The sequence below is a fragment of the Mesorhizobium sp. P2_C7 genome, assembly GCF_056404515.1.
This window is the reverse complement of the sequence record NZ_JBFUDW010000029.1, coordinates 1-24,966: the sequence shown is the minus strand read 5'-3', so window position 1 is coordinate 24,966 and position 24,966 is coordinate 1. Positions and strand designations below refer to the sequence as shown.

The window sequence follows — 24,966 nt, the reverse complement described above, 5'->3', positions numbered from 1 at the left end:
TTCGAGAACCGCGGCTTCAAGCAACGCGTCGCCGCCCGCTTCGGCGCCGAGCGTCGCGTCTCCAGCTTCTTTGCCGGCGCCTACGCCGCCGTGAAACTTTGCGCCGAGGCGGTGTCGGAGGCCGACCGCGACGACCCTGCCAGCGTGCGCGGTTTCCTGCATGCCCGGCCGCGGCAGACTGTGCTCGGCACGCTGGCCATCGATCCGCGCACCAACCACGCCGCCTTGCCCTTCCATCTGGGCCGCATCGTGGTCGATGCCGTCGCTTGTGCCGTGACCATCCAGCGCGACGCGCGCGCACAACAACGCGACATGCTTCCGGAGCGCCGGATCGCCTACCGCATAGGTGTCAATCTGGGTGACGTCGTCGTCGAGGGCGACGATCTGATGGGCGACGGGGTCAATATCGCGGCGCGGCTGGAACAGATTTGCCCGTCCGGCGGCCTGCTGGTTTCAGCCGCCGCCTACGATCAGCTGCAAGGCAAGATCGACATCGCGTTCGACGATGCTGGCGAGCAGCAGGTGAAGAACATCACCCGGCCAGTGCACGTCTACAGCGCGCGGATCGATGGCATGGTGCACGCCTTGCCACGCAGATCGCCCCGGCCTCGCTGGCTCATACCGTCTGTCGCGGTCGCGGTCCTGGCTGTGCTCTTGGCGGGTGGTGGTGCGTGGTGGTTGTGGCCGGCAACGACCGCCGATGCCAAACCGTCGATGATGGTGCTGCCCTTCGACAATCTGAGCGACGACAAGGAACAGGGCTACCTCGCCGATGGCATGAGCGAGGACCTGACCACTGAGCTGGCGCGCGTGCCCGGCCTTCTCGTCATGTCGCGCACGGCCGCGCTCACCTACAAGGACAAGAAGATCCGTCCGGATCAGATCGCGAAGGAGATGCACGTCCGTTACATCCTGGAGGGCAGCGTTCGCCGTGCGGGCGACGATTTGCGCATCAATGCGCAGCTGATCGATGCGACCACCGGGACGCATTTGTGGGCCGAGCGCTTCGATGGCGCCTGGAGCGATGTGCTCGCCCTGCAGAACAGGGTTGTCGACAACGTCGCGATGGCACTGGAGCTTCGCCTCGTTCGGGCCGCGGGCGATACGACCCCTGGCAGCACGGCCAATCCAGCGGCCTATGAAGCGTATCTTCAGGGACTGGAGCTCGAGGGTCGCGGCTCGCCTCAGGACTTCGTCGGCGCGCTAGCGCATTTTAAGCGGGCGATCGCACTCGATCCGGGTTACGGCAAGGCCTTGGCCGAGCTCGCTTGGATCTATGATCAATCAGCCGGCAACGAAGAGAGGGAGCGGGCGCTTGGCACGGGTCATATCGAGACCTTGCATCTTGCCTGGGGCGCGCTTCAGGAAGCGCTGAAGCATCCTTCGTCGAACGCCTATCAACTGATCGCTCGAAAGCACACGTTCAGTTGGCAGGCGGACGCGTCGATTGATGCTCTGGAGCACGCCATCGCGCTCGATCCGAGCGACGTCTGGAACTACCGCGAAATGGCGTTGGCACAGATCTTCGCCGGCCATCCGGACGAGGGGCTCGCCTATGTGGCGGCGTCGCTTCGCGTCGATCCGCGCGACGGGGGATGGCCGAACTGGCTGCGCGGCCTGGCCGCGTTCTCGCTTGGAAAATACCCGGAAGCGGTAGCCTCTCTGGAGAAGAACGTCGCGCTGGGCACAAACCCCGAATACGGCGACTTGCTGCCGCTCATGTCTGCCTATGGGCATCTCGGCGCGACCGACAAGGCCGCTTCGCTCCTGCCAAGGATCCTAGCTTACTCACAAGCCTATGGCGACGGGGGTGGAATGACTGTTCTGCTGGCCGCCCAAACCATGACCTACATGAAGCTCGAGGACGTCATGCGCTTTCAGGAGGGGCTGCTCAAGGCCGGTATTCCGGAGCTGCCGTTCGACTTCGATCCGAGATCGCCGGACAGGCTGAACGGCGACGAGATGCACCGGCTGATGTTCGGCCATACGATCGCCGGGCGTGTGCTGGACGGCGCGACGAACGCCGGCACCCTGCAGGCGAAGGATTTCAAGAGCGGGGTCGCGTGGAGCGTCACAGCGTCGGCAGATGGATCGACCTATGCCTACACATGGGGTGATGTTGCCGACAGCGGCGGGCATGCGCATTTCGAGGGCAACCGGGACTGCTTCTATTTCCGGGACACCAGGGCCTGTGCCGCGATCTTCCGCAACCCGACTGGCACGCGCGCGGAACAGAACGAATATTACTGGCTGCACCACTGGAACCTGATTGTGTTCTCCGTGGCGAACTAGGGCGTGAACTCACAAACGCGCAGCCATTAGGTATTTGCGCCTTCTAGTTATCATCTGGCGCTAATTGCTTTTTCCCGTCAGCAAGGATCATCAGCGAGTCCGGCAGGAACCAGGAGGTAAGCTGCGGGTTTGCTTGCATGCCGACATGATCGGCGTAGCCATTCACCCACAGGAGACCACCATGACCCTTCCGAGCAAAACCGCGGCCGTTGCCGCTGTGTTGATGATGTTGGGCTCGCCCGCGCTGGCCGAGTCGAGCGGGACACCTGTGCCCGCAGCAAAGGCACAGGATCAGGACCCCGAACAGTCGCCCGAAGCGACCGAACAAACCCAAGACTCGATGCGTAAAATGATGCGCCAGATGATGGGTGAGATGCTTCAGGAAAAAATGCAGGAGGATCGCGGTCCCCGGGCCGAGCGGCGCGGTGGCGACCGGTGGCATCGGGACTACAGAATGGGCCCGCCTGAAGGGCGGCGGATGACGGGAGGTCACGGCGGTATGGGAGCCAAGATGATGCATGGCGCAAAGATGCGAATAATGTTCGCCATAGTCGACGCCGACGGCGATGGCGCGCTTTCGCAGACCGAGATCAAGGATTTCATCGGACGGATATTCAACGCCGTCGACGAGAATGGCGATGGCAGCGTCGACTTGGAGGAAATCCAATCCTTCTTCCATGGAGCCGGCAACGATGAGAGGCAGTAGACTGGACGAGGGCTCACGCCAGCCGGTAGGATCGTAATTATACACTGTCCCTCGCGTCCCTGGTCGGCACCGTCATCTTTGCGAGGTTGCAGAAGACGTGCCTCCTTTATAGCCCGCAGCATCGACGCGCGGCCGTCCCACTGTCCCACTGTCTAGGGCGTGGGGACACTGGGACAGCTTGTCGTCGTGACGGATCAGCTGCTGGTCTTCCTTCGGGTGTGTTCCTAAGCCGGAAAGCGCGCGATACAACTCGCCCCGGCAAAGATTGCGAACGGTCCGCTCAGCCAGACCACCGCCAGCAAGCGTTCCGTGAGCACGTCGCACTGGCCTCAACCATGAACCTCATAGAAGGATCCCAAGAGGCCACGGGCCACCTTGGGCGGCATCGGCGCCACCCCAACGCGGACCCATCATTCGAAGCCCAGTTTTGTGCCTAAGCACAACCCACCGAAGCCCAGTTTTGGGCCTAAGCACAACCCACGTTCAATTAGAATTTCAGGCGTGGGCTTGGCGAACAATTAATGGCCGAACGCATATTTCTGCGGGATGATTGTCGCCCGACCTTCTTTATTGCATATGCGGCCTTGACCGCAGTAACCGCCTAGATGGTTGCAGGGCCGCTGCTGGCGATCCTTGGCGGCATTCTGACCCTTGGACTCGGAGTGCTAACCCCGATCTGGCTCAACGTTACTGCGATGATGCCAGGACTGTTGCTGCACAGGAGTGGCGTCCACTGGTCGCTTGCGGCGCTCGTCGGCGTCACCGCGACAGCGGCGCTCGCCATCATACCCGCCAGGATCGCCGCAGCGCGCGCCGAGCAGACCCTGCTCGAACTGACCGCCCGTGACTTCCGCAAGCCCTTGCCGCGCAGGCCGGAGCGGATCGAGCTGATCCGCGACCAGGTGGTCTTCGAAGAAATCAGAAGAAAGAAGCCGGAGTGCGCATCACGCTAGCTTGGCTGACCGATCCACCGCACGATTTCATACGCAGGCATCGGGCGGCGAAAACCCTTGAGCGTCAGTTCGCCAACAAGAACGGATTCGACCAGCGACTCGACAGCTCCGAGGACCCGTTGGCTAACAAGAATCTGGCGCGATTTGGCCTCCTCGCACAATCTGGCGGCATGGTTCGACACAGTGCCGATGACGGCGTAGTCCGAGCGCTGATCAAAACCGATGCGCCCGATGGTTGCGTGGCCCCTGGCAATTCCGATCCCAAAGCCAAGCAAATAGTCCCGCTTGCGCCATCGCTCTGAATGCTCGTCAATCGCGTCGCGCATCGCGGCAGCCATTGAGACAGCTCTCTCGCTGTGGTCGGCGCATGGCAGTGGATCGTTGAAAACCACGACGATGCCGTCGCCAACGAACCGCTCGAGAGTCCCCTCGTGGCGGACAATTTGTTCGCCAAGACAGGAATGATACTCGGCTAGAACTGTCATGACTTCTTCGGGTTCGGCGGTCTCTGCGAAGGCCGTAAAGCCGCGCAAATCGCAAAAGACAACCGTCACCTCGCGGCGGTGGCTCTGCAAGAGCGCATCTCCATTGCCCGCCGCAACGATGAGGTCGGCGACCTGTTCGGGCAGGAACCGCCTAAGCCGCGCCATTCGCTCGAGCTCCGTCACCTGGTCGGCCACGGTTTGCTCGAGCGAGCGATTCCAGTCGGAAAGTTGCGCGGCTTGGTCCTCAAGGCATTTGGCTTGGCTCGCGACAGTGTCGTGAAGCGCCTTCTGACGCAGCATCGAGCGCACCCGCGCCAACAGCGCCCTGTGCTCGAAGGGCTTTGTCAGATAGTCGTCGCCACCGGCGTCCAGCCCTTCGACCACGTCGCGCGTGTCGGCTTTCGCGGTGACCAGAATCACGGGGATCGATCGCAGCGATTGATCGTGCTTGAGCATACGTACCACACTGATCCCGTCGAGCTTCGGCATCATGATATCGAGCAGGATCAGATCCGGCGTGAGTTCGCGGGCTTTCGCAAGCCCCTCTTCCCCATCGGCGGCGGTTGCAACTTCATAGCCATTCGCCTCGAGGCGCATGCGCAGGATTTCGAGGTTTTCCGGAGTATCGTCGACCGCGAGAATGCGAGGCGGATCGTGCAAGGCGCTGTCTCCTCAAGAAAGGAACCCGCGAATTTCGGAAAGCAGCTGGCGCGGACTGAATGGCTTGGCAATGTAACCATCGCACCCAGCAGCAAGGGCTTTCGCCTCGTCGCCCGACAACGCGTAGGAGGTGACGGCGATAATCGGAATGTGCCGGAGCGCCGGGTCGGCCTTTATGCGTCGGGTCGCTTCATACCCGTCGATCACCGGGAGCTGAATGTCCATGAGGATCAGGTCTGGCCTGTGCGCTCCGGCTGCAGCGATGCCGGCGGCGCCGTCCGCCGCCTCGATCAGTTCGTATTCGGTGGTGGCAATCAGATCGCGGATGATCTGGCGGTTGTCCTCGGTGTCTTCCACCATCAGGATTCGTTTGCTCATGCGGCCCTCACGTCCTCATTCACCCAAATTGGTACCTTCAGACGGAATGTCGACCCTGACCCGATCACGGACTCGACGTCTATGGTTCCGCCATGCATTTCGACGATGCGCTTCGAGATCGCCAGGCCAAGACCTGTGCCACCCTTCTGCCTGGTGCTGCTGTTGTCGACCTGCTGGAATTGTTCGAAGATGAGAGCCTGGTCCGTGGACGCGATGCCAGGACCGGTGTCTCGGACGGTGATCTCGAAGTGCCCGTCGACCGCATCGGCAAGAATGTCGACCGCACCCGTTTCGGTGAATTTGACGGCATTGCCTGCAAGATTGAGCAGGACCTGCGTCAAACGGCGTTCGTCCCCGCGGCCGATTGGAAGGTTCTCGGCAACAGTCGTTGAAAGCTCAAGACCCTTCGCTCGTGCCAGCGGCTCGACAGCCGTAACGGTCGATCGAACAATCTGCGCGACGGAGTAGTCCTCGATCGCCAGCGTGAGCTGGCCGGCTTCGATCTTGGAAAGGTCGAGCACGTCGTTGATGAGCCCGAGGAGGTGACGGCCGTTTGCCTGCACGCGCGCGACGGTCGTCTTTGCCTTGTCTGGGAGTTCGCCGTAGATGCCGTCGACCAGCAGTTCTGTGAAGCCCAAGACCGAATTGAGCGGCGTCCTAAGCTCGTGGCTCATATTCGCCAGGAACTGCGACTTGTGGCGGCTAGCTGCCTCCAGCTCCCGGCCTTTCTCCTCGATCTCGCGGAACAGCTTGGCATTCTGGATCGCGAGGACCGATTGGGCCGCGAAGGTTTCCAGAAGGTGGATAACTTGCTCATGGAAGGCACCTGGCTTGTGGCGCCTGACGACCAGTGCACCAACGATCTTGTTGGGCCTCAGCAGCGGAACGATCAGGATACCGCGATATCCGGCTTCGACGATCGTCTTTCTTACAAGGAAGGATGAGGTCTCCTCGCTGAGGTCGGGAAACTGCACCGGCATGCAGCGCCCGGGTGCGTCGCCGATCCCCATGTCGGTCAGCCCGATCGTCTGGTGTGAGACTGCGGCGATAAGCTCATCGCTCATACCGAAGTTTGCGCGCGGACGGAATTGCTGCCGCGTGCTGCTGAACACGTAGATGGTGCCAGCATCCGTCTCTGACAACTGGACCGCTTTGGCGACGATCGTTTTCAGCACCGTGTCGAGATCCAGCGTCGAGTTGACCGCCTTGCTGACTTCCCCGAGCGCCTCCAGTTCGCCGACCGACCGAGCAAGCTCGGCCGTGCGCGCCTGCACCTCTTGATACAGTCTCCCTAGCTGCTCGGATGTCTGGTTGACACTGTCCGCAAGCGCTCCCAGTTCGTCCCGATTGGCGACGGCGACCTGTTGGGCGAAGTCGCCGGCAGCTATCTGGCTGAGACGCGTCTCGATCTTCTTGACGGGTTCGATCAACGACCAGGAGATGATGTAGCCAAGCCCCAGTGCCAGCAGGATGCTGCCCACAGCAAAAGAGACCACGATCAGTCTGGAAGTGCCGTACGCCCCCTCGGTCGTTTCGATCGCCGCGACCATTTCGGCTTCGGCCATGTTGACCAGCTGGTTCGTCAGCCGCTCGAGGCGGTCAGCCGACGGAATGATCTCATCGAGCTGGATCTTGCGCGCCTCCTCCGTGCGACCGGCGCGGAAAAGCTGCACAACGTGCGTCACGCCGGCCGCGAGCCGTTCGTACTCTTGCCGGACCTGTCCCAGCACCTCCGCTTCGGTTTCGGCGACGAACTCCATGCGGTCGAGGTCGTAGCCAAACTGGTTGAGCTGGCGCAGCGCTGCATCCAGCATCCGCTCGTCCTGAAGCAGAAGTGCGGTCGAGATGCTGTAGAGCTGGTTCGTGGTGTCGTGCTGGACCTGGCGATAGGCTGCGATCCGGCGCTGCAGCTTGATCAGCTCGTTTGTTTGATCATTGACCCCACTCAGCACCTGCAACCCAACGGCCCCGAGCACGATCAACAGGCCGACAATCGATAGGAACGCGATCAAGAGCTTGGTCTGGACGCGCGCCGGCAGCCGGGCAATCCAGCCAACGAGCCGGTCCGTTATGCTATTTGGATTCATCCAAGAGGCTGAGAAGGTCACCCCGGAACTCCTCCAGGTCGAACCGGACGCCAAGATACTGTACTCGCAACATGCCATCAGGGTCTACGAGGGACGTCAACAAGGTATGGTCGACATCTCCGTTCGCCGCCTTCTTCGCGATGACCCCGTATTTCCGTCCCACCTCATGGACGACCGCCGGATCACCGGTAAGAAACGACCAGCCCTTCAGGTCGGCGCCAAAATTCTGCGCATATTCCTTCAAGACATCGGGCGTATCGCGCTCCGGGTCGACAGTGATCGAAACGAAGACGATTTTCGATCCGAACGTCGAGCCCAGCTTCTCCTGCACGCTGGCCATATGAGCGGTCAGCATCGGGCAGACGTCGGTACAGTACGTATAGATGAATGCAACGGCGACCACCTTGCCACGAAAGTCGTGCAGCGACACAGGTCCGCCATCCTGCGATACCAGGGTAAAGTCGGGCGCCTGTCCAATCGTCGGCAGGCGCTGGTCGTGCGGCGCGTCATGCGCGTGTGCCGGCCACGGAGCAAGAAGTGCCAGTGCCAATGCGCATGCCAGCCAGCCCGTCACGTCTTCAACTCGCGCTTGAGCTCCTCGAAGTAGTGCCAGTCGGTGAACCCGGAGATGACCTCTTTAGGGGTCTTCTTGAGCATGCCCAGTTCGTTGAGCCGAAGCGCGAAGAAACGGACGGAGTCCTCGGGATCGTACTCGCGCCAGAGGTCGTAGCGAGTGTCCTTCATGGTTATCAGCACGCATTCTCGCGATAGACCGAGGGCGGCCATCCGGTCCGCAACCGTTTCAGGCTCCCGGTGACAGACATCGGCGGCCCTGAGGATAGCACGCAGCGCGCGCTTCGTCGCCACCGGGTTCTTCCGCATGAAGTTGGTATTGGTGACCGCCATGCAACAGAAGTAATTGGACCATGGGCGGTCATGGGCGATGTTGACGATGAGGTGCCCGACGTTGCGCGCGCATGGCTGCCCGGGTTCCGGCGGAAAGCCGATGAAGGCATCGACTTTTCCGGCCTTGAAGAGCTCGACCTGGCTGACTGACGGATTGACGACCCAGACGATGTCGGAGGCGGGTTTGAGTCCGACATATGCGGCCATGATGCTCACCAGCATATGGTCGGTCACGCCGTAGTTGTTGATGCCCACCTTCTTGCCGCGTAAATCCGCGATACTCCGGATGCTGTCATTTGCACGCAGCTCCAGGCATCCCACCTGCACTCCGCCGAGCACCGTCATCGGCTGCCCCGCGTCCACCAAGGGCAAGAAGTCGGACCATGACTGCATGTCGAAATCGATGTCGCCGTCAGTCAGCATCGCCGCCCCGGTCATCGGCTGCGGCAGATACCGAACCTCGCTGAACCCTTCCTCGTGAAGAAATCCCTCGGCGATGGCCAGCGGCGCGAGGCACGCAGCCGAAGGCTTTCCGAGGCGAATGGTCGTTGTCTCCGGTGGTGGCTCCCCTGCGGCAATGGATGGCTGAACCTTGAACAGCCCAGCGCTGCCTGCCGCCGACAGGCCTGCTAGAAAAGTGCGGCGGTTCTGGATGATCTTCATGGGGTTCTCCCCTCCCATCGAAAGAGAAATGCGTGCCGTTCACATCTTCAACTCCCGCTTCAGCTCCTCGAGGAAGCGCCAGTCCGTTCCCTCGGCGATGATCTGCTGTGGGCTCGACTTGATCATGCCCGTCTCCTGCATGCGCAGCGCGTAGAAGCGCATCGAGGCTTCGGCATCGTAGTCCCGCCAGACGTCGTACCGCGTGTCGCTCAGCGTTTGCAGCGCGATTTCGTAGCTGGGGACGAAACCTCGATTGACCATCTGCGCAGCACTCCCTGCAGGATCCGAAATGCATAGGTCGGCGCCCTTGACGATGGCCCTTACCACGCGCTTGGTCGCCACCGGGTATCTGTTGACGTAGTCCGCAGCGACCGAAGTCATGCAGCAGAAGTACTGCGACCAAGGGCGGTCGAGGGTCGTGTTGAGGATCGTGTGGCCGATTTTCTTGGCGCGCAGTCGCCGCGTCTGCGGCGGCGTGAAGAGATATGCATCGAACTTCCCGTCGGCGAAGGCTTCCACCGGCTTGCTTTCCTCGACCCATTCGATGTCGTTGACGGGATCCAGTCCGATATAGGCGGCCATCAGGGCGACCAGCACACGCGACGGCGCATGGATGTCGTGCATGCCCACCCGCTTGCCCTTGAGGTCCAGGATGCCTTGGATGCTGTCGTTGGCGATCAGCTCGAGGCACCCGGAATGCAGACCGCCAAGGACCCTGATTGGCACGCCCGCGTCGATCGACGCGACATGGACCGGCGCATAGTTCATGCTGAAATCCGTGTCGCCGCGTGCAATCCAAACCGCCTGATCGACTTTCTCGTCGCCCTGCACGTAGCGGACGTCGGTGAAACCCTCCGCTTTGAGGAGCTCTCCGGCCAGGTACATCCCTGCCCAGCAGTAGGCACCATCGATCCACCGCGGCAAGCGAACGGAGGTCGTTTCAGGCGGTGCCTCGGCCCAAGCGTCAGTCGTTGCGCCGATGAGACCTGCAGCGCCTGCTGCCGCAGCACCGGCCATGAAGTGGCGACGGTTCTGGATGATTTGCATGGGGTTCTCCCTCCCGTTGAAAATGGCACGGGGCTGGCTACCTAGTCAGGTCTTCAGCTCGTGCTTCAGTTCGTTGAAGAAACGCCAGTCGGTGCCTTGGGCCAAGAGCTTCTGGGGGGTGCTTTTGAGCATCCCGACCTCGTGGAGGCGCAAGGCGTAGAAGCGCAGGGTGTCCTCAGCGCTATACTCACGCCAACCGTAGGGGATCGCCTTCATGACCTGGAGGGCATGGTCATAGCGCTTAGTATAGCCCTGCTCCACCAAGAACTGGGCGGACTGCTCGGGCTCGCTGGTGCAGAAATCCGCCGCTTTCAAGATGGCGCGGAGGGCGCGTTTGGTGGCCACCGGATTCGTGCGGACGAACTCCCGGTTCCCAGCCAGCATGCAGCAGAAGTATTGCGACCAGGGCCGGTCCACGGTGCTGCTAATCACCACATGGCCGATCTGCCGCTCCCGCATCTCCTGCGGTTCGGGGGGAAAGCCGAGGTAGGCATCGATCTTCCCCTCACTTAGGAGCCGGATGGACTCGGGTCCCGGATGCGTGACGAAGTGTATGTCCTTATGGAGGTCCAGGCCCACATATGCCGTCATCGCTGCGAGAAAGACGTATCGGCTGGAATCTAGCGCTGGCACGGCCACGGTCTTCCCCTTGAGGTCGCGGATCGCTTGGATGCGATCGGTGCCGAACAACTCAAAGCAGCCGACGTGGAGTCCTGCCAGGATGACGATGGGATCCCCCGCTTCCAGGCGGAGAAGGAGCGGGGCGGCGAAATGCGCACTGAGATCGGCTTCACCAGAGGCGAGGGCCGGCGCGATGTCTGCGGTCCCCTCCTTTTGGAGGTAGTGCACCTCGGTGAACCCTTCGCTGCGCAACAGTTCTTCGGCTACATACTGGGGGGCCTGACAGATGCTGGGAATCCGGACGAGCCGGATCCGCGTCGTCTCAGGCGGTGGCTCCGCAGCGGCTCGCCTGGGGTGCCAGCCTAGAAGCCCCGCTGTCCCCGCCAGCGTAATCCCACGCATGAACCTCCGTCGGCTGATCCGTCCGGCGTATTGGGAACGCATGGGAACCTCCCTTCCAAATGCTGGCCAGTGTGACACCGAGAACGCTGGCCCGTGGATGCGGTGTTGTGCACAAACCCGAGTGTCAGCCATGCCTGCATGGCGAGCTCTCGGCTACATACTTGCCTGTTGCTCACATCTTCAGCTCGCGCTTAAGCTGGTTGACGAAACGGAAATCCGTGCCGTCGGCCAGGATTGTCTGCGGGCTCGACTTGATCATGCCCGTCTCCTTCATGCGGAGCGCATAGAAGCGGACCGAATCCCCAGCATCGTAGTCCCGCCATTTGTCGTGCGCAGTATTCTGCAGGGTCGTCAGTGCAAGGTCGTAGCTCGGCAGAAAGCCGCGATCGACCAGCTCGCGCGCCGCCGAGGTCGGGTCGGACGCGCAGAAATCGGCAGCCTTGAGGATGGCTCGCAGTACACGCTTGGTCGCCAGCGGGTATTTTTCTACATAGTCCGCCCTGCCTGCGACCATGCAGCAGTAATATTCCGACCATGGACGGTCGACCAAGTTGCTGACAATCGTGTGGCCTATCTCGTCGGAACGGACTTTCGAGAACACGCTGGTGTCGGCGAGGCAGGCATCGACCTTGCCGTCGATGAAATCCTGCATCGGTGAGGGGCCCACGACCCATTCGATGTCGTGGCCGGGATCCAGCCCAACGTAGTTGACGATCAGGCTAAGGAATACGTGTGGGTGGTCGTTCAGGGCCCAAATCCCCACCCGCTTGCCCTTCAGGTCAGCAACGCCCTTGACGCTGTCGCTGGCCCGCAACTCCCAGCATCCCATGTGCACGCCGGTCAATATCTTGATAGGTGCTCCCGCATCGATGGACCGGATATGCATCGTCGGCATGTTGAAATCGAAATCCGTCACTCCGCCAGCGAGCCACAGCGTGTTGTCGACCTTGGTGTCTCCCTCGACGTAGCGGACGTCGGTCATGCCGTCGGCGCGCAGCAGCTCTCCGGCGAGATAGAGCGAACCCCAGCAATAGGCTCCACCTACCCAGCGGCCCAGCCGCACGGTAGTCGTTTCCGGGGGCGCCTCGGCCCAGGCCTCAGTCGTTGCGCCGATGAGACTTGCGGCGCCGGTCGCCGCAGCGCCGGCCAGGAAGGTGCGACGATTTTGAATGATCCGCATCGGAACGCTCCCTTCCGAATTCCAACGGGCAATTTGGCCGGAACCGGCAAAAGAGGGTTCGCCAGAGGCAGATGGTCTTGTGAGCGCGACGAGTAGTTGTGGATTCTAGCGCGCCCAGTCCGATGCGGGAGTCTTGCGCTCTCAGTCGCCGGAGCATGCATTAGCAGCCGACGATATGTCACGATACGCCCAATTCGCGTTTGTTGCGAGCGCAAAACCTACTCCGCCAAACGTTCCGCCAGCACCTCGCTGTCAGGGAATTGCCTGCGCGTTTGTGAGTACCACTTCGAGTCTTCTGCGGCCGGCATCAGATCAGCTCCAGACCTTGGTCTGACTGGGCAGAACGTCCGCTATCGTTCTTCGGACGCCCAAAGCCCGCCATTCCGCTTTCGGCCCAACTGCCGTCATGTGCGAAGTCGCATCCGATTGGCTGCTTCTGGCGCTTTAGCCGATCGCTGAAGTCGCAGAACATCATCTATGGAACGGCAATCGTGGTTCAAGCTCAAGCTCTGTCTTCGCGCAGGGCATGCTTGCGTCATCAAATCGCCAGTTGCTGTAACCCTAGATCAGCCCGCGCATCGTCAGTTCAGCCTTCAGATAGGCATAATAGATCGGCGCAGCGACAAGACCCGGCATACCGAACCAGGCCTCCATGAAAACCATCGCCAGAAGAAGCTCCCAGGCACGCGCATTGATCCGCGAACCGATAATCTTGGCGTTTGCGAAGTATTCGAGCTTGTGAATGACGACGAGAAAGGCAAGCGAGCCTAGCGCTGCAAGGAAGGAGATGCTGAGGCTGACAACCACGATCACCGTGTTGGAGATCAGATTGCCGATGACCGGCAGAAGGCCGGCGACGAAAGTCAGCGCTATCATCGTCCTGATGAATGGCAGATCGATGCCGAAGGACGGCAGAACAGCGACGAGATAGATCGAGGTTAGAAACGTATTCAACGCCGAAATCCGGATTTGCGAGAACACGATGTTGCGAAAGGCCTTGCTCAGTAAGTCGACACGATCCGCCAGCGCGTCCGCCAATGGGCCGGGCTCGCCCGATGGCGCCGCCGAGCTTACCGCGATCAAGCCGCCGATCACCATGCCGACGATAATGTGGACCACCAGGACGCCGAAATCCCGACCGACGAGTTGAAGCTGGCCGGCATGCTCGCGGAGCCATTGGGCAGCGAAGACTTCCAGTTCCTCGATGTTCGACGGAAAATAGTCCATCGCCCAAGTTGGGAGATGGACGCGCGCGGTATCGATGATCTCGGCCATCTTCTTGAGGAGCGTCACGACGTTCTCCGAACCGCCAGTCAATTGCGACACGCCGCTAAAGATAGCAGCGGCTATCAGGAGCACGAAAATCAATGCCACCAAGGTCAGCGCAAGGCTTTTCGTCAGGCTGCTGGAGACCCCGATTCGATGGAGCATCGGTGCGGCGAAATGAACGAGGTTGAACACGAGAAGGCCCGAAAGCAGTGCCGGAAGCAGGCCGAGTTCGAGAACGGCGACGAGCGCGACAAGCGCGAGCAGGCACGACACGAGATAGAACCCTGGGAAGGTCAGCACTTTTCACCTGCAGAGGCAGCCAAGTCCTCTTCGGTTTCAATTAATTTGATACCCGGTGATGCGCAAGCGAACAAGCGCCCAATACGTTTGTGACGCTAGTCAGGTCGATAGCCACCGCCCCGGCTAACCTCCCGCATATGGTCTTGCCATAAGGCTTTCCCTATAGTCATGCGCTGTGGAACAGGTACAACATCTCGAACGGAAGCTGGTTGCTATCCTCGCCGCCGACGTGGTGGGGTACAGCCGGCTGATGGGGCTGGACGAGACGGGCACACTCTCGCGGCTCAAGGCGCTCCGGCGCGAATTCATCGAACCCTTGATCGAGGGCTACCATGGCCGCATCGTCAAGCTCATGGGCGACGGCGCTTTGGTCGCGTTCGAGAGCGTCGTCGATGCCTTAGCATGCGCCGTTGAAATTCAACGGGTCACCGCGCAGCAGAACCTCGGTGTTCCCGAAGATACCCAGATCGTGTTCCGCATCGGGATCAACCTTGGTGACGTGATCCCCGACAAGGACGACTTCTACGGCGACGGCGTCAACATCGCAGCCCGCCTGGAAGGACTGAGCGATCCGGGCGGCATCGTCATCTCGGGAACGGCCTACGACCAGGCCCACAACAAGCTCGGCCTGACTTTCAAGTCGCTCGGCGAACAGCGCCTCAAGAACATTCCAGAGCGAGTCCGTGCGTATCGCGTGCTGTTGGAACAGACCGGAGGAACCAGGAAGTCGCGCTCTCGGCGATGGCTTGTGAGTATCGCCGCTGCGGCGCTCTTTCTGGCGCTGATGGCTGGCATGTTTTTTTGGCCGCAGGCGGTTGCCCTCCTGTCTGGCCACGGTTCCAACCTGACCGGTTCGGTGGCGGGCAAGCCTTCCATTGCCGTGTTGCCGTTTACCGATCTCGGTGAGAAGGCGGGCCAGGATTATTTTGCTGAGGGGCTCGCAGACGATCTCATCACCGACCTCTCGAAGATTTCGGGGCTGCTCGTCATCGCCCGCAACTCCTCGTTCTCGTTCAAGGATCAATCCCTCGATCTCGACAAGATCGCGGAGCAGTTGAACGTCCGTTACGTGGTAGAGGGGAGCGTCCGCCGGGAGGGAGATTCGGTCCGCATCAATGTCCAGCTCATCGACGCCAAAACAGGAAGTAACATTTGGGCCGAGCGCTACGACCGGGACTATTCCAAGTTATTTGCCCTTCAGGACGAAGTGATCGAGCGAATCGTTGAGGCGCTTTCGGTACGTCTGACAGCAGGCGAAAAAACTCAAATCGCCCGCCTCCCGACCCAAAATCTGGAAGCATACGATTTCTATATCCGAGCCGAGCAGAAAGTTTATGCAATCGACTACAAATCTCTCGGGGAGGCTCTCTCCCTCTATCAAAACGCAATCAAGCTCGATCCTACGTTTGCAGATGCCTACTCGGGCTATGCCCGCGCCACGGTGGACGTGCTCGGCTTCGACTACCAGGTGCTCATGCTCAGCGCCGTCGCTCGCCAGCGCTCCTACGAAGCGGCAGGGCGGGCGCTGGAGCTCAATCCGCTGTCCTCGCGCGCCTATGCTGTGCTCGGCATTCTACAGATGCTGGATAGCGAATGGGACCAGGCGATCGCGTCGGTCCAAAAAGCCGTCGCGCTGGACCCGAACGGCGCGGAGGCGGAGCTCAATCAGGCGATCGTGCTGACCTACGCAGGACAGAACCTGGAGGCGCTGGCAGCGATGGAACGCGTGTTGCGGCTCGATCCCAAGCCGCGCGCCCAGGTCTTCGACTATTACGGCTTCGTGCTCTACATGAACCATCAGTACGAGAAGGCCTTGCAGGCGCTGAGCGAGGTCCAGCCGGAAGAGCGCACCGACCTTGGTCTCGAAACGCTGGCCATGGCAAATGCGCGGCTTGGCCGCATGGCCGAGGCGCACGATGCGGCTGCAGCAATCCTGAAAAAGATGCCCGAACAGAACCTCGCTGGTTATCGTGTCGTTTACGCCCACCATCGGCGGCAAGAGGACCTCGATCACCGGCTGGGCGCCCTTCGCGCCGCGGGGATTCCCGAGCGGAGCTTCGATTTTCGCGGGCGGGAGGAGGACCGCCTGGGCCCCGCCGCGATCCGAGCCCTAACGGGCGATCGGACATGGGTAGGACATCAACACAATGGCGCAGCGTTCGTCATGGAGCTGAGTGCAAATGGGGATGTCGCACTGAGCTCGCAAAGCAGCATCATCACCGGCACGTCCAGCGTGGACGGCGACCTCTTCTGCACGCAATCCACCGCGACCTTGCTCGGCCGCAAGTTCTGCGCCCCGGTCTATCGCAATCCCCAAGGGAGCAGCGATACGCAGGACGAGTACGCTTGGCCGGACTCCGTCACAGTCTGGTATTTCTCAGTGTCTCCGTGACGGGCGCCATTCAACTTGCGGGCTGACGACATCGCGCCGGAGCTAGTTGGCGGCCGCCCTAGCCTCGAATTCCTTCGCCTCCACTGCGGGCCATTCGGCTTCCGCTTTCGCAATGACAGGCGCCGGGTTGGCATCGAAGTCTTCCTCCAGGCCGCCCTTTCCGGAGAACAGGAAGAGCTTGCCATCGACGATGCGGAAGGCTTCCGGGTCAAGGTTCGCAGATGCCTCCTTCGCTGACATTCCCCCTGTGCAGAAGCCGCCGAACTGGGGGGCGTAGCGCACCGGCTCGGAAATGAAGGCATCGCGGTGTTGGGCGCTGGCGAAATACCACGTCGCCCCGAGCCACTTCTTCGAGATCTTCGGCGAACCCATGGTCGCACGACCGTCGGTGAAATACGCCACCGGATCGTAGCCCTGTATGGCGACGTTGCCGAAATATCCGGTGTTCACCCCGTCGCCCGCGAAGGATGCCCCAACGCCGAAGAGCAAGAGGGACGCGGTGGCCACTCCCGCGCAAAGCAAACCGTCAAACGTTCTGGAACGGTTATCTGTCATGTTTCTCCTCCAGTAACCTTTCTCGATGTCAGTTGCCGAGGGCGATGCACACCTTGTACGACGACCCCATCGTTTCCTTGGGTTGGCATTTTGCGCCGTGCTTCTTGAGCAAAGCCATCACGTCGGTGCTCTGATAGAATGTCGCGCGGCTGAGAGGCGTGTACCCGTATTCCTGGATTGCCTCGACCTGTGCGCCGTGTGAGATCAACAGCTCGGCGATCGCCGTCTGGTTCTCTTCTGCTGCCACATGCAGCGGCGTGATCTTGTGCGTGCTCAACGCGTCGACCTCGGCCCCGTGGTCGAGCAGCAATTTTGCAATGTCCAAGCTTCCTGAGTAAGCTGCCGCATGAAGCGCGGTGAAGCCGCGATCGTTACGGGCTTCGATGTCGGCCTTAGCCCCGATCAACGCAACCGCGACCTCGGTCTTGCCGGCAAGCGCCGCATCGATCAGCGGGGTCTCGCGACTCTCGTTGCGATCATTCACATCGACGCCTTGTGCCAGGAGCGCGGCGACCTTGCCAGCATCGCCCTCCCGCGCAGCGTCATGGAGCGATCCGGCAATCACCGCATCGGCGAGAAACCAGCAAATGAAAGTAACGACGAGAGCCCGACCGAAAGTCCGAAGCCAGCCGGTTCCAAAAGGCCGGACCCGCATCGGGAAGGCCCTCGGCAGCAACAATCGCCTAGAGACCGTCATCGTCTAACTCTCCGGGCGCCGTTCGCCCGCGGATGGACGTATATGAGACCAGTCTAATACATTCGGCGCGGCGGAGCCATAGGGTTCGGGTTGTGCGCGAGTCGAAGTCGCGCGAGGTGCCCTATGTCACCCCTCCAGCAGCGGGCTATCCGGGCAGCAACTGCACCACGCCAGTGGCCGCCCGTTGTCGCTTCGCGATCGAGCTGCGTCTCTTGTTCGCAAAAGGGGTGATGATATGGAGCCTCGGCTCGCGTTGGCGGTCTTTACTATGGCTATCAAAAGAATCGCAGCCGATAGCGTGACGACCTCGCATGATATATAAAGATTGTCTAATGTGCGTGCTGTTCGCCGGGGGGCAAATTCGGGCATGTCCAGTTCTACAAGCCGAAAGGTGCTGTCGAGGAGCGTGGTCGAAATGGGCCTGTTCTCCGCAGTGATGAACACCCTGGTGTTAATTCTGCCTCTCTATATGCTGCAGGTATATGATCGAGTTTTGCCCGCCGCCAACCTGGATACTCTCACCTACCTAACCTTGCTTGCGCTTTCGTCGCTTTTGCTTTTCGGAATACTCGAAGTTGTTCGTGGCGTGTATGCAAGCCGACTCGCCGCGCGACTGGATGTGTCTTTGGGCACATCGTCTTTTCTCGCCGCAATGAGTGGCCCCCGTGCTGGACTCGGCGATGTCCAGGCCTTGCGGGACTTAGCCACCCTGCGAGGTTTCATCGCTTCACGAACGATTTTCTTTCTCTTCGACCTCCCTTTCGGGCCAATCTTCGTGGGCCTGCTTTATTTCATCCACCCGTTGCTCTTCCTTGTGACGGTCGTTGGAGCGGTTCTCATGGTTTCCATCGCCGTGCTGAACCAGGTCGCGAGTTCGCGACCTAGCAAGGAGGCGGCGGAGAGTCTCGGCGCGGCAATGAATTCGGCGCAGGCCTTTGCGCGAAACTTCGAAACGGTCCGCGCGCTCGGCATGGTGTCTAATGCGATAGAGTTCTGGGGCACCCGTTTTTCCGGCTCTCTGCACGCCTCGGATGGGCTTGCTCGCACGAACGCATTTTATGGCGGTGTGTCCCGCACCACACGATCGGTGCTGCAAATCGCGATATTGGGTGTCGGCGCTTATCTGGTTCTGCACAATGAGATGACCGCCGGTATGATATTTGCGTCGTCGATGATTTCGGCACGTGCCTTGCAACCTCTTGACCAGATCATTGGAAGTTGGCGGCAGGTCATCGATGCAAATCTTGCATGGAAGCGGCTTTCAGCTGTCCAATCGAGGTCCGCACCAAAGGACAATGTTGCCTTGCCAACGCCTCAAGGGGCGTTGAGCGCGGATCAAATAGTCTATCATCTTCCAGGTTCGGCCGACGGGTCGCTGCCGCTGATAAAGCGCTTGACCTTTGAAGTCGGCGCCGGCGAAACAGTCGCGATCGTCGGGCCAAGCCAGGCTGGAAAATCGACGCTGGCGCGCCTCATAGTCGGTGCCATCGAGCCCCGTTCGGGGGTAATCCGCATCGATGGCGGCGATATTCGAAGCTGGGATCCGGAGGAACTTGGCCGTCATATTGGCTATCTTCCGCAGGATGTGGAACTTTTCCCAGGGACCATCGGCCAGAACATTGCGCGTTTTGAGCCAAATGCGCCTGATGAGAAATTGGTTCAAGCAGCTCAGCAGGCGCAGGTGCATGAGCTTATCCTGGGTCAGAGGGATGGATATTCGACAGTGATCGGCCCGACCGGCGTTCGCCTCTCGGGTGGCGAGCGTCAGCGCATTGGGCTTGCGCGCGCCTTTTACGGCGATCCCAAGATACTGGTTCTAGACGAGCCCAATGCAAATCTTGATTCCGACGGCGAAGCCGCACTCGAGCGGGCGATCCTCCAGGCGCGTTCGCGAAAAACGACCGTGCTCGTCATAACCCACCGTCCCTCCCTCGCTTCCAAATGCGATCGTATACTCATGCTGCGCAGTGGCCAGGTCGAGATCTACGGTTTGACCAAGGACGTGCTCGACCAACTTGCCCAGCGGCGCGGCCAAGCGGCGGCGGCCGCTCAGTCGCATGACAACGAAGGAGTGGTGCCTTTCCCGTCACCGGCTCGCGTGGAGGTGAAAGTCGCTAATGACGGTTCCTAACCAAACCACCCAGATGGGCGCCAAGGTGTATCGCTGGCAGCGCAACATCGATACGCGCACGGATCGGATCACGCTGGCGGGATATGCAAGCGTGGCCGTTTTCGTGCTCGGCTTCGGGTTCTGGGCAGCCACTGCACCGATTGCCGGAGCAACGATAGCGCCGGGTGTGGTCGCGGCAGCAGGGCAGAATGTCATGATCCAGCACCTTGAAGGAGGTGTTGTCGGCAGCATTAGAGTTCGCGAGGGTGACAGGGTCTTAAGAGGCCAGGCCCTGATCGTGCTCGATCCGACGGTGGCGCAGTCCCAGCTCAACCGCGTTCTCAAGCAGTGGGTTGCACAAAAAGCTGAAATTTCTCGGCTCGAAGCGGAGCGGGACGGCCTTGATAAAATTGTCTTGTCTAGTGACCTCGGAGCCTATTCAGGCGCTTCCGAATACAGCGATGTCTTCGGAGAACAAAACAAGGAATTTCAGGCACGGCTAGCGCGTTACGGCGCGGAACAGGGGATTCTGAAGCAAAGGGTGGCAGCTCTTCAGGACGCCGTTGTTGGGTTAAAGGCTCAGAAGGAGGCGGCGGAAAATCAGCTTGCGATCGTCAACGAGGAGACGGAAAGAAAAAAAGACCTGCTGAAAAAAGGACTCACCAATCGTTCCGAATATACCGATCTTCTGCGCAGCACTGCCGAACTGGTCGGCCAGGCAGGATCTCTGGAAGCGCAGATTGCCAGCTCGGCCACACAGACTGTGGAAGCGCGTCAGCAGATTGAACGGCTTACAACCAGCCGGGTCGAGGATGCTGTCACGGAACTGAACAAAGCCCGGGCGCAGGTCGCGGACCTCGAGGAACAAATCAACGCCGCTCGATCAGTCCTGGAGCGGACGACCATCCGGGCGCCGGTGGACGGCATTATCGTCCGATCGCTTTACAATGCCGAAGGCAGCGTCATCCGAGCGGGGGAGGTGGTTATGGAGCTTCTGCCGACCACCAACGAGCTCATCATCGAGGCCAAGATAAAGCCCGAAGACATCGACTCAATCCGGGTGGGGCAGGACGCGAACATGATGTTCACGGCGCTCAATGCGCGCACGACGCCAAAAGTGCCCGGAAAGGTGTTCTACATTTCGGCGGATCGGCTGATCACACCCAGCACGGGACTGCCTTACTTTACCGTCCGGCTGAAAATGGCCGACAAGCTCCCACCGCAGGTCAAGCCCGAGCAGATCTATCCAGGCATGCCGGTCGAAACATTCATCTCAACGGGCGAACGAACGTTTTTGGCTTATCTGACCAAACCCCTGGTGGATTCGTTTCAGCGAGCCTTTCGGGAGAGATAACCGCTCCGCCTCCTGGATATCGGAAGTTCAGATATGAAGCGGGCGCCGGATTGATCCGGCGCCCGCTTTCACATTGTCTGCGGCCTTCAAGGGTCAGACGAAGTGGAAGTCGTCCGCCGGATTGTAACCAACCACTGTGCGTCCAGCACCGTCGTCGGCTAAGGTGAAGCTGTCCGCATCGTAAGTGCCGATGATGTGGAGCGTAGCATCGTGGGTGCCGTCCGAAACCGTCAACGTTCCTCCACTTCCATCCTGGTTTGCCTGATAGACAGCGGATGTTCCGGTGCCGAACCAGATATCTCCGAGGTCTACCTTGTCATCATTGGTGATGCCGGCGATGCTTCCGCTGAAATCAAATGAATCATCCAGCCGCAGTGTGCCGGCTGCATCCACACCGAAAATGACGTCTGCGGACGAGGCGGCGTGAAATTCCAGCTGTGACATGTTTCCGATGATGGCATCGCCGTCGCCGGTAACCTGACCACCTATCGCGACATTGCCGCCATTGGCCCAGATCAATCCGGAATTGGCGACGGCACCGTTGATCATCAGGCCACCCGACCCCGTCGCCTCCAGCGTTCCCGAGTTGACGACGGTGCTGCTGCCGGTGTCGACAACCAGTGCATGGGTGCCGGTGGCGATGATCGTGCCCTGATTGTTCAGACCCAGCAGGCCGCCGCCGAGTTGGCCAGCGCCGGAGATGGTGTTGTCGACATTGGTCAAGGTGACATCGGCGGCCGTGCCCGAGATCACGTTCGCATCGCTGTCGGACAGGACGATCTGTCCACCACCTTGCAGCGTGATGCCGTGCTGGATCAGCTGCAGCAGGGTGTCGTTGCCGGCCGACTCGAGCGAGATAAGGCCGGTATTGTTGATTGTGCCGCTCAGTGGCAGCAGCGCGCCGTCGCCGATCGTCATGGTCCCGGCATTGTTCACCACCGGCGTCTGGTCGAAGACGAAATTGCTTCCGGTGAGCGCGCTCGAATGCACCCCGTCGAGCGTGACCGACTGGCCGTCCGCAAGCGTGATCACCGCATTGCCGTTGGGGTCGTCCGCCATATGCGCCTGGACATCGGCGAAGCTCGCAAAGCCGGAATAGCCGATGAGATCGACATGGTCGGCGGCCGTGTCGAAGCTGTGCACCGTGTCGTTGCCAATCGGCTGCGAGAAGACGAACAGGTCGTTGCCGTGCGAGCCGGTCAGCGCGTCGTCGCCGGACCAGGCAAAGATCGGCGAACCCGCCGCATAGGCTTCGACATTATCGGCGACGAACTTGGTTCCGATCGTGCCGTCTGCATTGGTCCAAGTCATCGAGACGTCTAGCAGAGCCGCCCCGCTGAATTCGGCCGGCGTGGTGACCGTCAGCGATTGCACATCGTTGCTCTGAACTGTCCAAGTGCCGTCGCCGTTGTCGGTACCCCCGCTGATGCTCCAGCCTACAGGGACGCCGGAGACGACGACAACGATGGCATTCGCGACATCCCCCGAAGGGTTCGTTAGGGCCAGATTGATAGGCTCTCCGGCAACGCCGGCAGGCTTGACGTGGGTGTTGGTGATCAATGTGGCAAGATTGGCCACTGTGACGCCGGAGAGATCGACAAGGATGTCGTTCGCCGAATTCGGGGTGGCACCAACTTGTTCGTAAACATAGGTGTGGGCCGTTCCGTTTATCGTAGCGGTGAACGCCACCGTCGCACCCGCAGCGCCGATATCGTTGTTTTGCAGATACTGAACTGCAGCGGCGACTCGCGACGTGTCTGTGGCACTCAGATTTAGCGCTGCACTGAAGCTGTTGGCATCATCAAAGGTGATGATGCCGTTCGAAATCGTGTGCGACTTTATGGTTTGACCACCAATGGTCAGCGTCGAATCGGTTCCATTGACGTTCGCGCCCGTCGCGGCTGCCGGGGTCCCTTGCAGGTCGAGGAAGTCCGCGGCCGAGGCAAAATCGGTAACCACGTCATACCCTGTGATCGTACCGGCATTGCCGCTACCTCCAACAATGGCCACCGATTGTCCGGAATTGACGATGAAGGTGTCCGCACCTCCGCCACCCGTTACGGTGTCGGCACCGCCGCCGCCCGTAATGGTGTCGTCTCCGTTGCCTCCACCGCCGTTGATCGTGTCATTGCCGGATCCGCCCATCAGGGTGTCATCACCGCCGTTTCCGGAACTGCCGATAATATTGAAGGCCCCGGTCGTGACTGCGCTTGCGTCGACGACAAGGTCTCCGTTTCCTGTAATGCCGGATCCGTCAATCGTCAGCGTCCCGTTGTTCTGGAAGGTGGACGCGAAGATGAACGTGTCGGTATGATTTCCGCTGTTGGAATCGATCAACACGAGCGATTCGAAGTTCGTGAGCAGCGTAGTACTTCCCGTGCCATCTCCAAATGTATGGGTCCCGAGGCTGCCGTCGGATATGGTCAACGTATCGTTGCCTGAACCGCCGGTTATCTTGTCGCCATTGTTCAAAGTGGCATCTGTTCCATTTACGTTGTTGGTGCCGGACGTGTAGAAAACGGTATCTGTGCCCGTCGTCAGCGTGAACGGATTTGGGCTGTTTACGGAATTCACGGAAATTGCAATCGTGTCCGTGTCGGTTAGCGCTCCAGCGTCGCTGGTTGCGATCTGGATGGAAGCCGAGCCGCTGAAGCCCGATGTCGGTGCGAAACTCAGCCCGTTCAGGGCAGCATTGATGGCGGCATCCGTGCCGCTGAACGTCATCGTGCCGTCAGAGGTGCCGTCGCCGACTGTGAACGACAGGCCAGAAGTGCCGTTGAGCGTGATGGCCCCGTTGGTTGCGGACAGCGTGACTGTATGGCTGGTATTGTCTACATCAGAAACACTGATGGCGTTGCCGTTCGCCGTGCTGAACACCTTTGCCGTATTCGTGTTGGTCGTCTGTGCAGCTGGCACACCATTCACCGGGGCATCGTTGGTGCCGGTGATGGCGAAGGTCACCGCGGTGCTGGCGGTGCCGGTGCTGCCGTCCTTGACATAGACGGTGAAGTTGTCACTGACACTGGCGCCCTGCGCCAATCCATTGGTGTCGGTGTCGGCGTTGTCGAGGGCGTAGCTCACCACGCCCGTGCCGGTGGTCAGTGTGGCGGTGCCGTAAGTGCCGGTCTTGGTGTAGGTCACCCCGCCATTGCCGGTCGCCCAGCCATTGGTGGTCAGTGCCGTGCCGTCGTAGACAGCCGTGTCGCCTGCGTCCACATCGCCCTTGGTCAGCGCGATGCTGGCCGAAGCCGTGCCTGGCGTGCCAATAGCGGCTTCCACCAGTTGTACGCTCTGTGCGCCAGCGGTGATGGTCGGCGCGTCGTTGGTACCAGTCACCGTGATCTGCAGCGTCGTAGCGTTCGACACCGCATTGAACGGATCCTTGTCGGTATAGGTGAACATGTCCACCGCTGTGACCCCAGCAGCGAGGCTGTTGGCGGTGTCCGCCACGTAGCTGTACGAGCCGTCGGCATTCAGCGTCAGGTGACCGTAAGCGCCGGCGAGCGAGCTGCCGACTCCGACGCCCTGCGTTACGGCGCCGGCGCCCGCGACCACACCGGACACCACCAGCGTGTTGTTGGCATTGTCGACGTCGGTGTCTGCCACCGATCCACCCGTGTTGCCCCTGATCACGCCATTCGCGGCGGACACAGTGAGGGTCGCATCTTCCAGCACCGCTCCGGTGTCGGCATTGGTGACCGGGCTGTCGTTGGTGCCGGTGATGGTGATGGTGACGGTTTCGGTCGCCGTCGCCCCCTTGTCGTCGGTGACCGTGGCGGTGAACGTCTGGGTGTCGCTGGCGCCCTCGGCCAGATGATCGGCCGCGCCCTGATCGAGCGTGAAGGTCCAGTTGCCGGCCGCGTCGATGGCGAACGCGCCATAGGTGCCCGTCGTCGAGCCGCTCCAGGC

Annotated in this window: 18 protein-coding genes; 6 read left to right on the top strand and 12 right to left on the bottom strand. The window is 60.7% G+C overall.

Annotated elements, in window-relative coordinates:
- The 3 genes from AC1D2G_RS33845 to AC1D2G_RS33835 all read left to right on the top strand — a co-directional run.
- Positions 1 to 2,292, top strand: a 2,292-nt coding sequence (locus AC1D2G_RS33845) for a transporter substrate-binding protein (protein ID WP_477419526.1), incomplete at its 5' end; no start/stop codon positions are given.
- Positions 2,293 to 2,473: 181 nt separating this feature from the next.
- Complete coding sequence (locus AC1D2G_RS33840) at positions 2,474 to 2,998, top strand: EF-hand domain-containing protein (protein WP_477419524.1); 525 nt, start codon at positions 2,474 to 2,476, stop codon at positions 2,996 to 2,998.
- Between the two features lie 605 nt (positions 2,999 to 3,603).
- The gene (locus AC1D2G_RS33835; RefSeq protein ID WP_477419522.1) at positions 3,604 to 3,951 is read left to right on the top strand and encodes a hypothetical protein; all 348 of its coding nucleotides are present in this window, start codon (positions 3,604 to 3,606) and stop codon (positions 3,949 to 3,951) included.
- On the opposite strand, the gene AC1D2G_RS33830 is transcribed toward AC1D2G_RS33835, so the two are convergent.
- The 9 genes from AC1D2G_RS33830 to AC1D2G_RS33790 all read right to left on the bottom strand — a co-directional run bounded on the left by AC1D2G_RS33830 (position 3,948) and on the right by AC1D2G_RS33790 (position 13,949).
- Positions 3,948 to 5,096 (bottom strand): response regulator, encoded by a 1,149-nt coding sequence (locus AC1D2G_RS33830; protein ID WP_477419520.1) that lies wholly within the window; start codon positions 5,094 to 5,096, stop codon positions 3,948 to 3,950. The two genes, AC1D2G_RS33835 and AC1D2G_RS33830, sit on opposite strands and share 4 nt — an antisense overlap.
- Before the next feature lie 12 nt (positions 5,097 to 5,108).
- Complete coding sequence (locus AC1D2G_RS33825) at positions 5,109 to 5,474, bottom strand: response regulator (RefSeq protein ID WP_352449187.1); 366 nt, start codon at positions 5,472 to 5,474, stop codon at positions 5,109 to 5,111.
- Positions 5,471 to 7,561: an ATP-binding protein gene (locus AC1D2G_RS33820; RefSeq protein WP_477419518.1), complete on the bottom strand. Its 2,091-nt coding sequence runs from the start codon at positions 7,559 to 7,561 to the stop codon at positions 5,471 to 5,473. The genes AC1D2G_RS33825 and AC1D2G_RS33820 overlap by 4 nt, the downstream gene beginning before the upstream one ends.
- A complete protein-coding gene (locus AC1D2G_RS33815; protein ID WP_477419516.1) occupies positions 7,548 to 8,135 on the bottom strand; it encodes an SCO family protein in 588 nt (195 codons plus the stop codon). The genes AC1D2G_RS33820 and AC1D2G_RS33815 overlap by 14 nt, the downstream gene beginning before the upstream one ends.
- A complete protein-coding gene (locus AC1D2G_RS33810) occupies positions 8,132 to 9,130 on the bottom strand; it encodes an ABC transporter substrate-binding protein (RefSeq protein WP_477419514.1) in 999 nt (332 codons plus the stop codon). Before AC1D2G_RS33810 ends, AC1D2G_RS33815 begins: the two co-directional genes overlap by 4 nt.
- 39 nt (positions 9,131 to 9,169) lie before the next feature.
- Entirely contained in the window at positions 9,170 to 10,177 is a 1,008-nt protein-coding gene (locus AC1D2G_RS33805; RefSeq protein ID WP_477419512.1) for an ABC transporter substrate-binding protein, read from the bottom strand.
- Positions 10,178 to 10,222: 45 nt separating this feature from the next.
- Positions 10,223 to 11,242, bottom strand: a complete 1,020-nt coding sequence (locus AC1D2G_RS33800; protein WP_477419510.1) for an ABC transporter substrate-binding protein — start codon at positions 11,240 to 11,242, stop codon at positions 10,223 to 10,225.
- 130 nt (positions 11,243 to 11,372) lie between these two features.
- A complete protein-coding gene (locus tag AC1D2G_RS33795) occupies positions 11,373 to 12,380 on the bottom strand; it encodes an ABC transporter substrate-binding protein (protein ID WP_477419508.1) in 1,008 nt (335 codons plus the stop codon).
- Between the two features lie 561 nt (positions 12,381 to 12,941).
- Positions 12,942 to 13,949 (bottom strand): AI-2E family transporter, encoded by a 1,008-nt coding sequence (locus AC1D2G_RS33790; RefSeq protein ID WP_477419506.1) that lies wholly within the window; start codon positions 13,947 to 13,949, stop codon positions 12,942 to 12,944.
- Positions 13,950 to 14,124: 175 nt separating this feature from the next.
- On the opposite strand from AC1D2G_RS33790, the gene AC1D2G_RS33785 reads away from it, so the two are divergent.
- Positions 14,125 to 16,341 carry an adenylate/guanylate cyclase domain-containing protein gene (locus AC1D2G_RS33785; protein WP_477419504.1) on the top strand — a complete coding sequence of 739 codons (2,217 nt, stop codon included), beginning with the start codon at positions 14,125 to 14,127 and terminating at the stop codon, positions 16,339 to 16,341.
- A 42-nt stretch (positions 16,342 to 16,383) separates the two neighbouring features.
- On the opposite strand, the gene AC1D2G_RS33780 is transcribed toward AC1D2G_RS33785, so the two are convergent.
- A complete protein-coding gene (locus AC1D2G_RS33780) occupies positions 16,384 to 16,896 on the bottom strand; it encodes a YHS domain-containing (seleno)protein (protein ID WP_477419502.1) in 513 nt (170 codons plus the stop codon).
- 28 nt (positions 16,897 to 16,924) lie between these two features.
- Complete coding sequence (locus AC1D2G_RS33775) at positions 16,925 to 17,593, bottom strand: ankyrin repeat domain-containing protein (RefSeq protein ID WP_477419500.1); 669 nt, start codon at positions 17,591 to 17,593, stop codon at positions 16,925 to 16,927.
- A gap of 367 nt (positions 17,594 to 17,960) precedes the next feature.
- Between AC1D2G_RS33775 and AC1D2G_RS33770 the strand changes: the two genes are divergently transcribed.
- Positions 17,961 to 19,724, top strand: a complete 1,764-nt coding sequence (locus AC1D2G_RS33770) for a type I secretion system permease/ATPase (protein WP_477419498.1) — start codon at positions 17,961 to 17,963, stop codon at positions 19,722 to 19,724.
- Positions 19,711 to 21,057 carry an HlyD family type I secretion periplasmic adaptor subunit gene (locus tag AC1D2G_RS33765; RefSeq protein ID WP_477419496.1) on the top strand — a complete coding sequence of 449 codons (1,347 nt, stop codon included), beginning with the start codon at positions 19,711 to 19,713 and terminating at the stop codon, positions 21,055 to 21,057. Before AC1D2G_RS33770 ends, AC1D2G_RS33765 begins: the two co-directional genes overlap by 14 nt.
- A 93-nt stretch (positions 21,058 to 21,150) precedes the next feature.
- Here AC1D2G_RS33765 and AC1D2G_RS33760 read toward each other — a convergent pair whose 3' ends face one another.
- Positions 21,151 to 24,924 (bottom strand): beta strand repeat-containing protein, encoded by a 3,774-nt coding sequence (locus AC1D2G_RS33760; RefSeq protein WP_477419527.1) that lies wholly within the window; start codon positions 24,922 to 24,924, stop codon positions 21,151 to 21,153.
- Positions 24,925 to 24,966 lie beyond the last annotated feature (42 nt).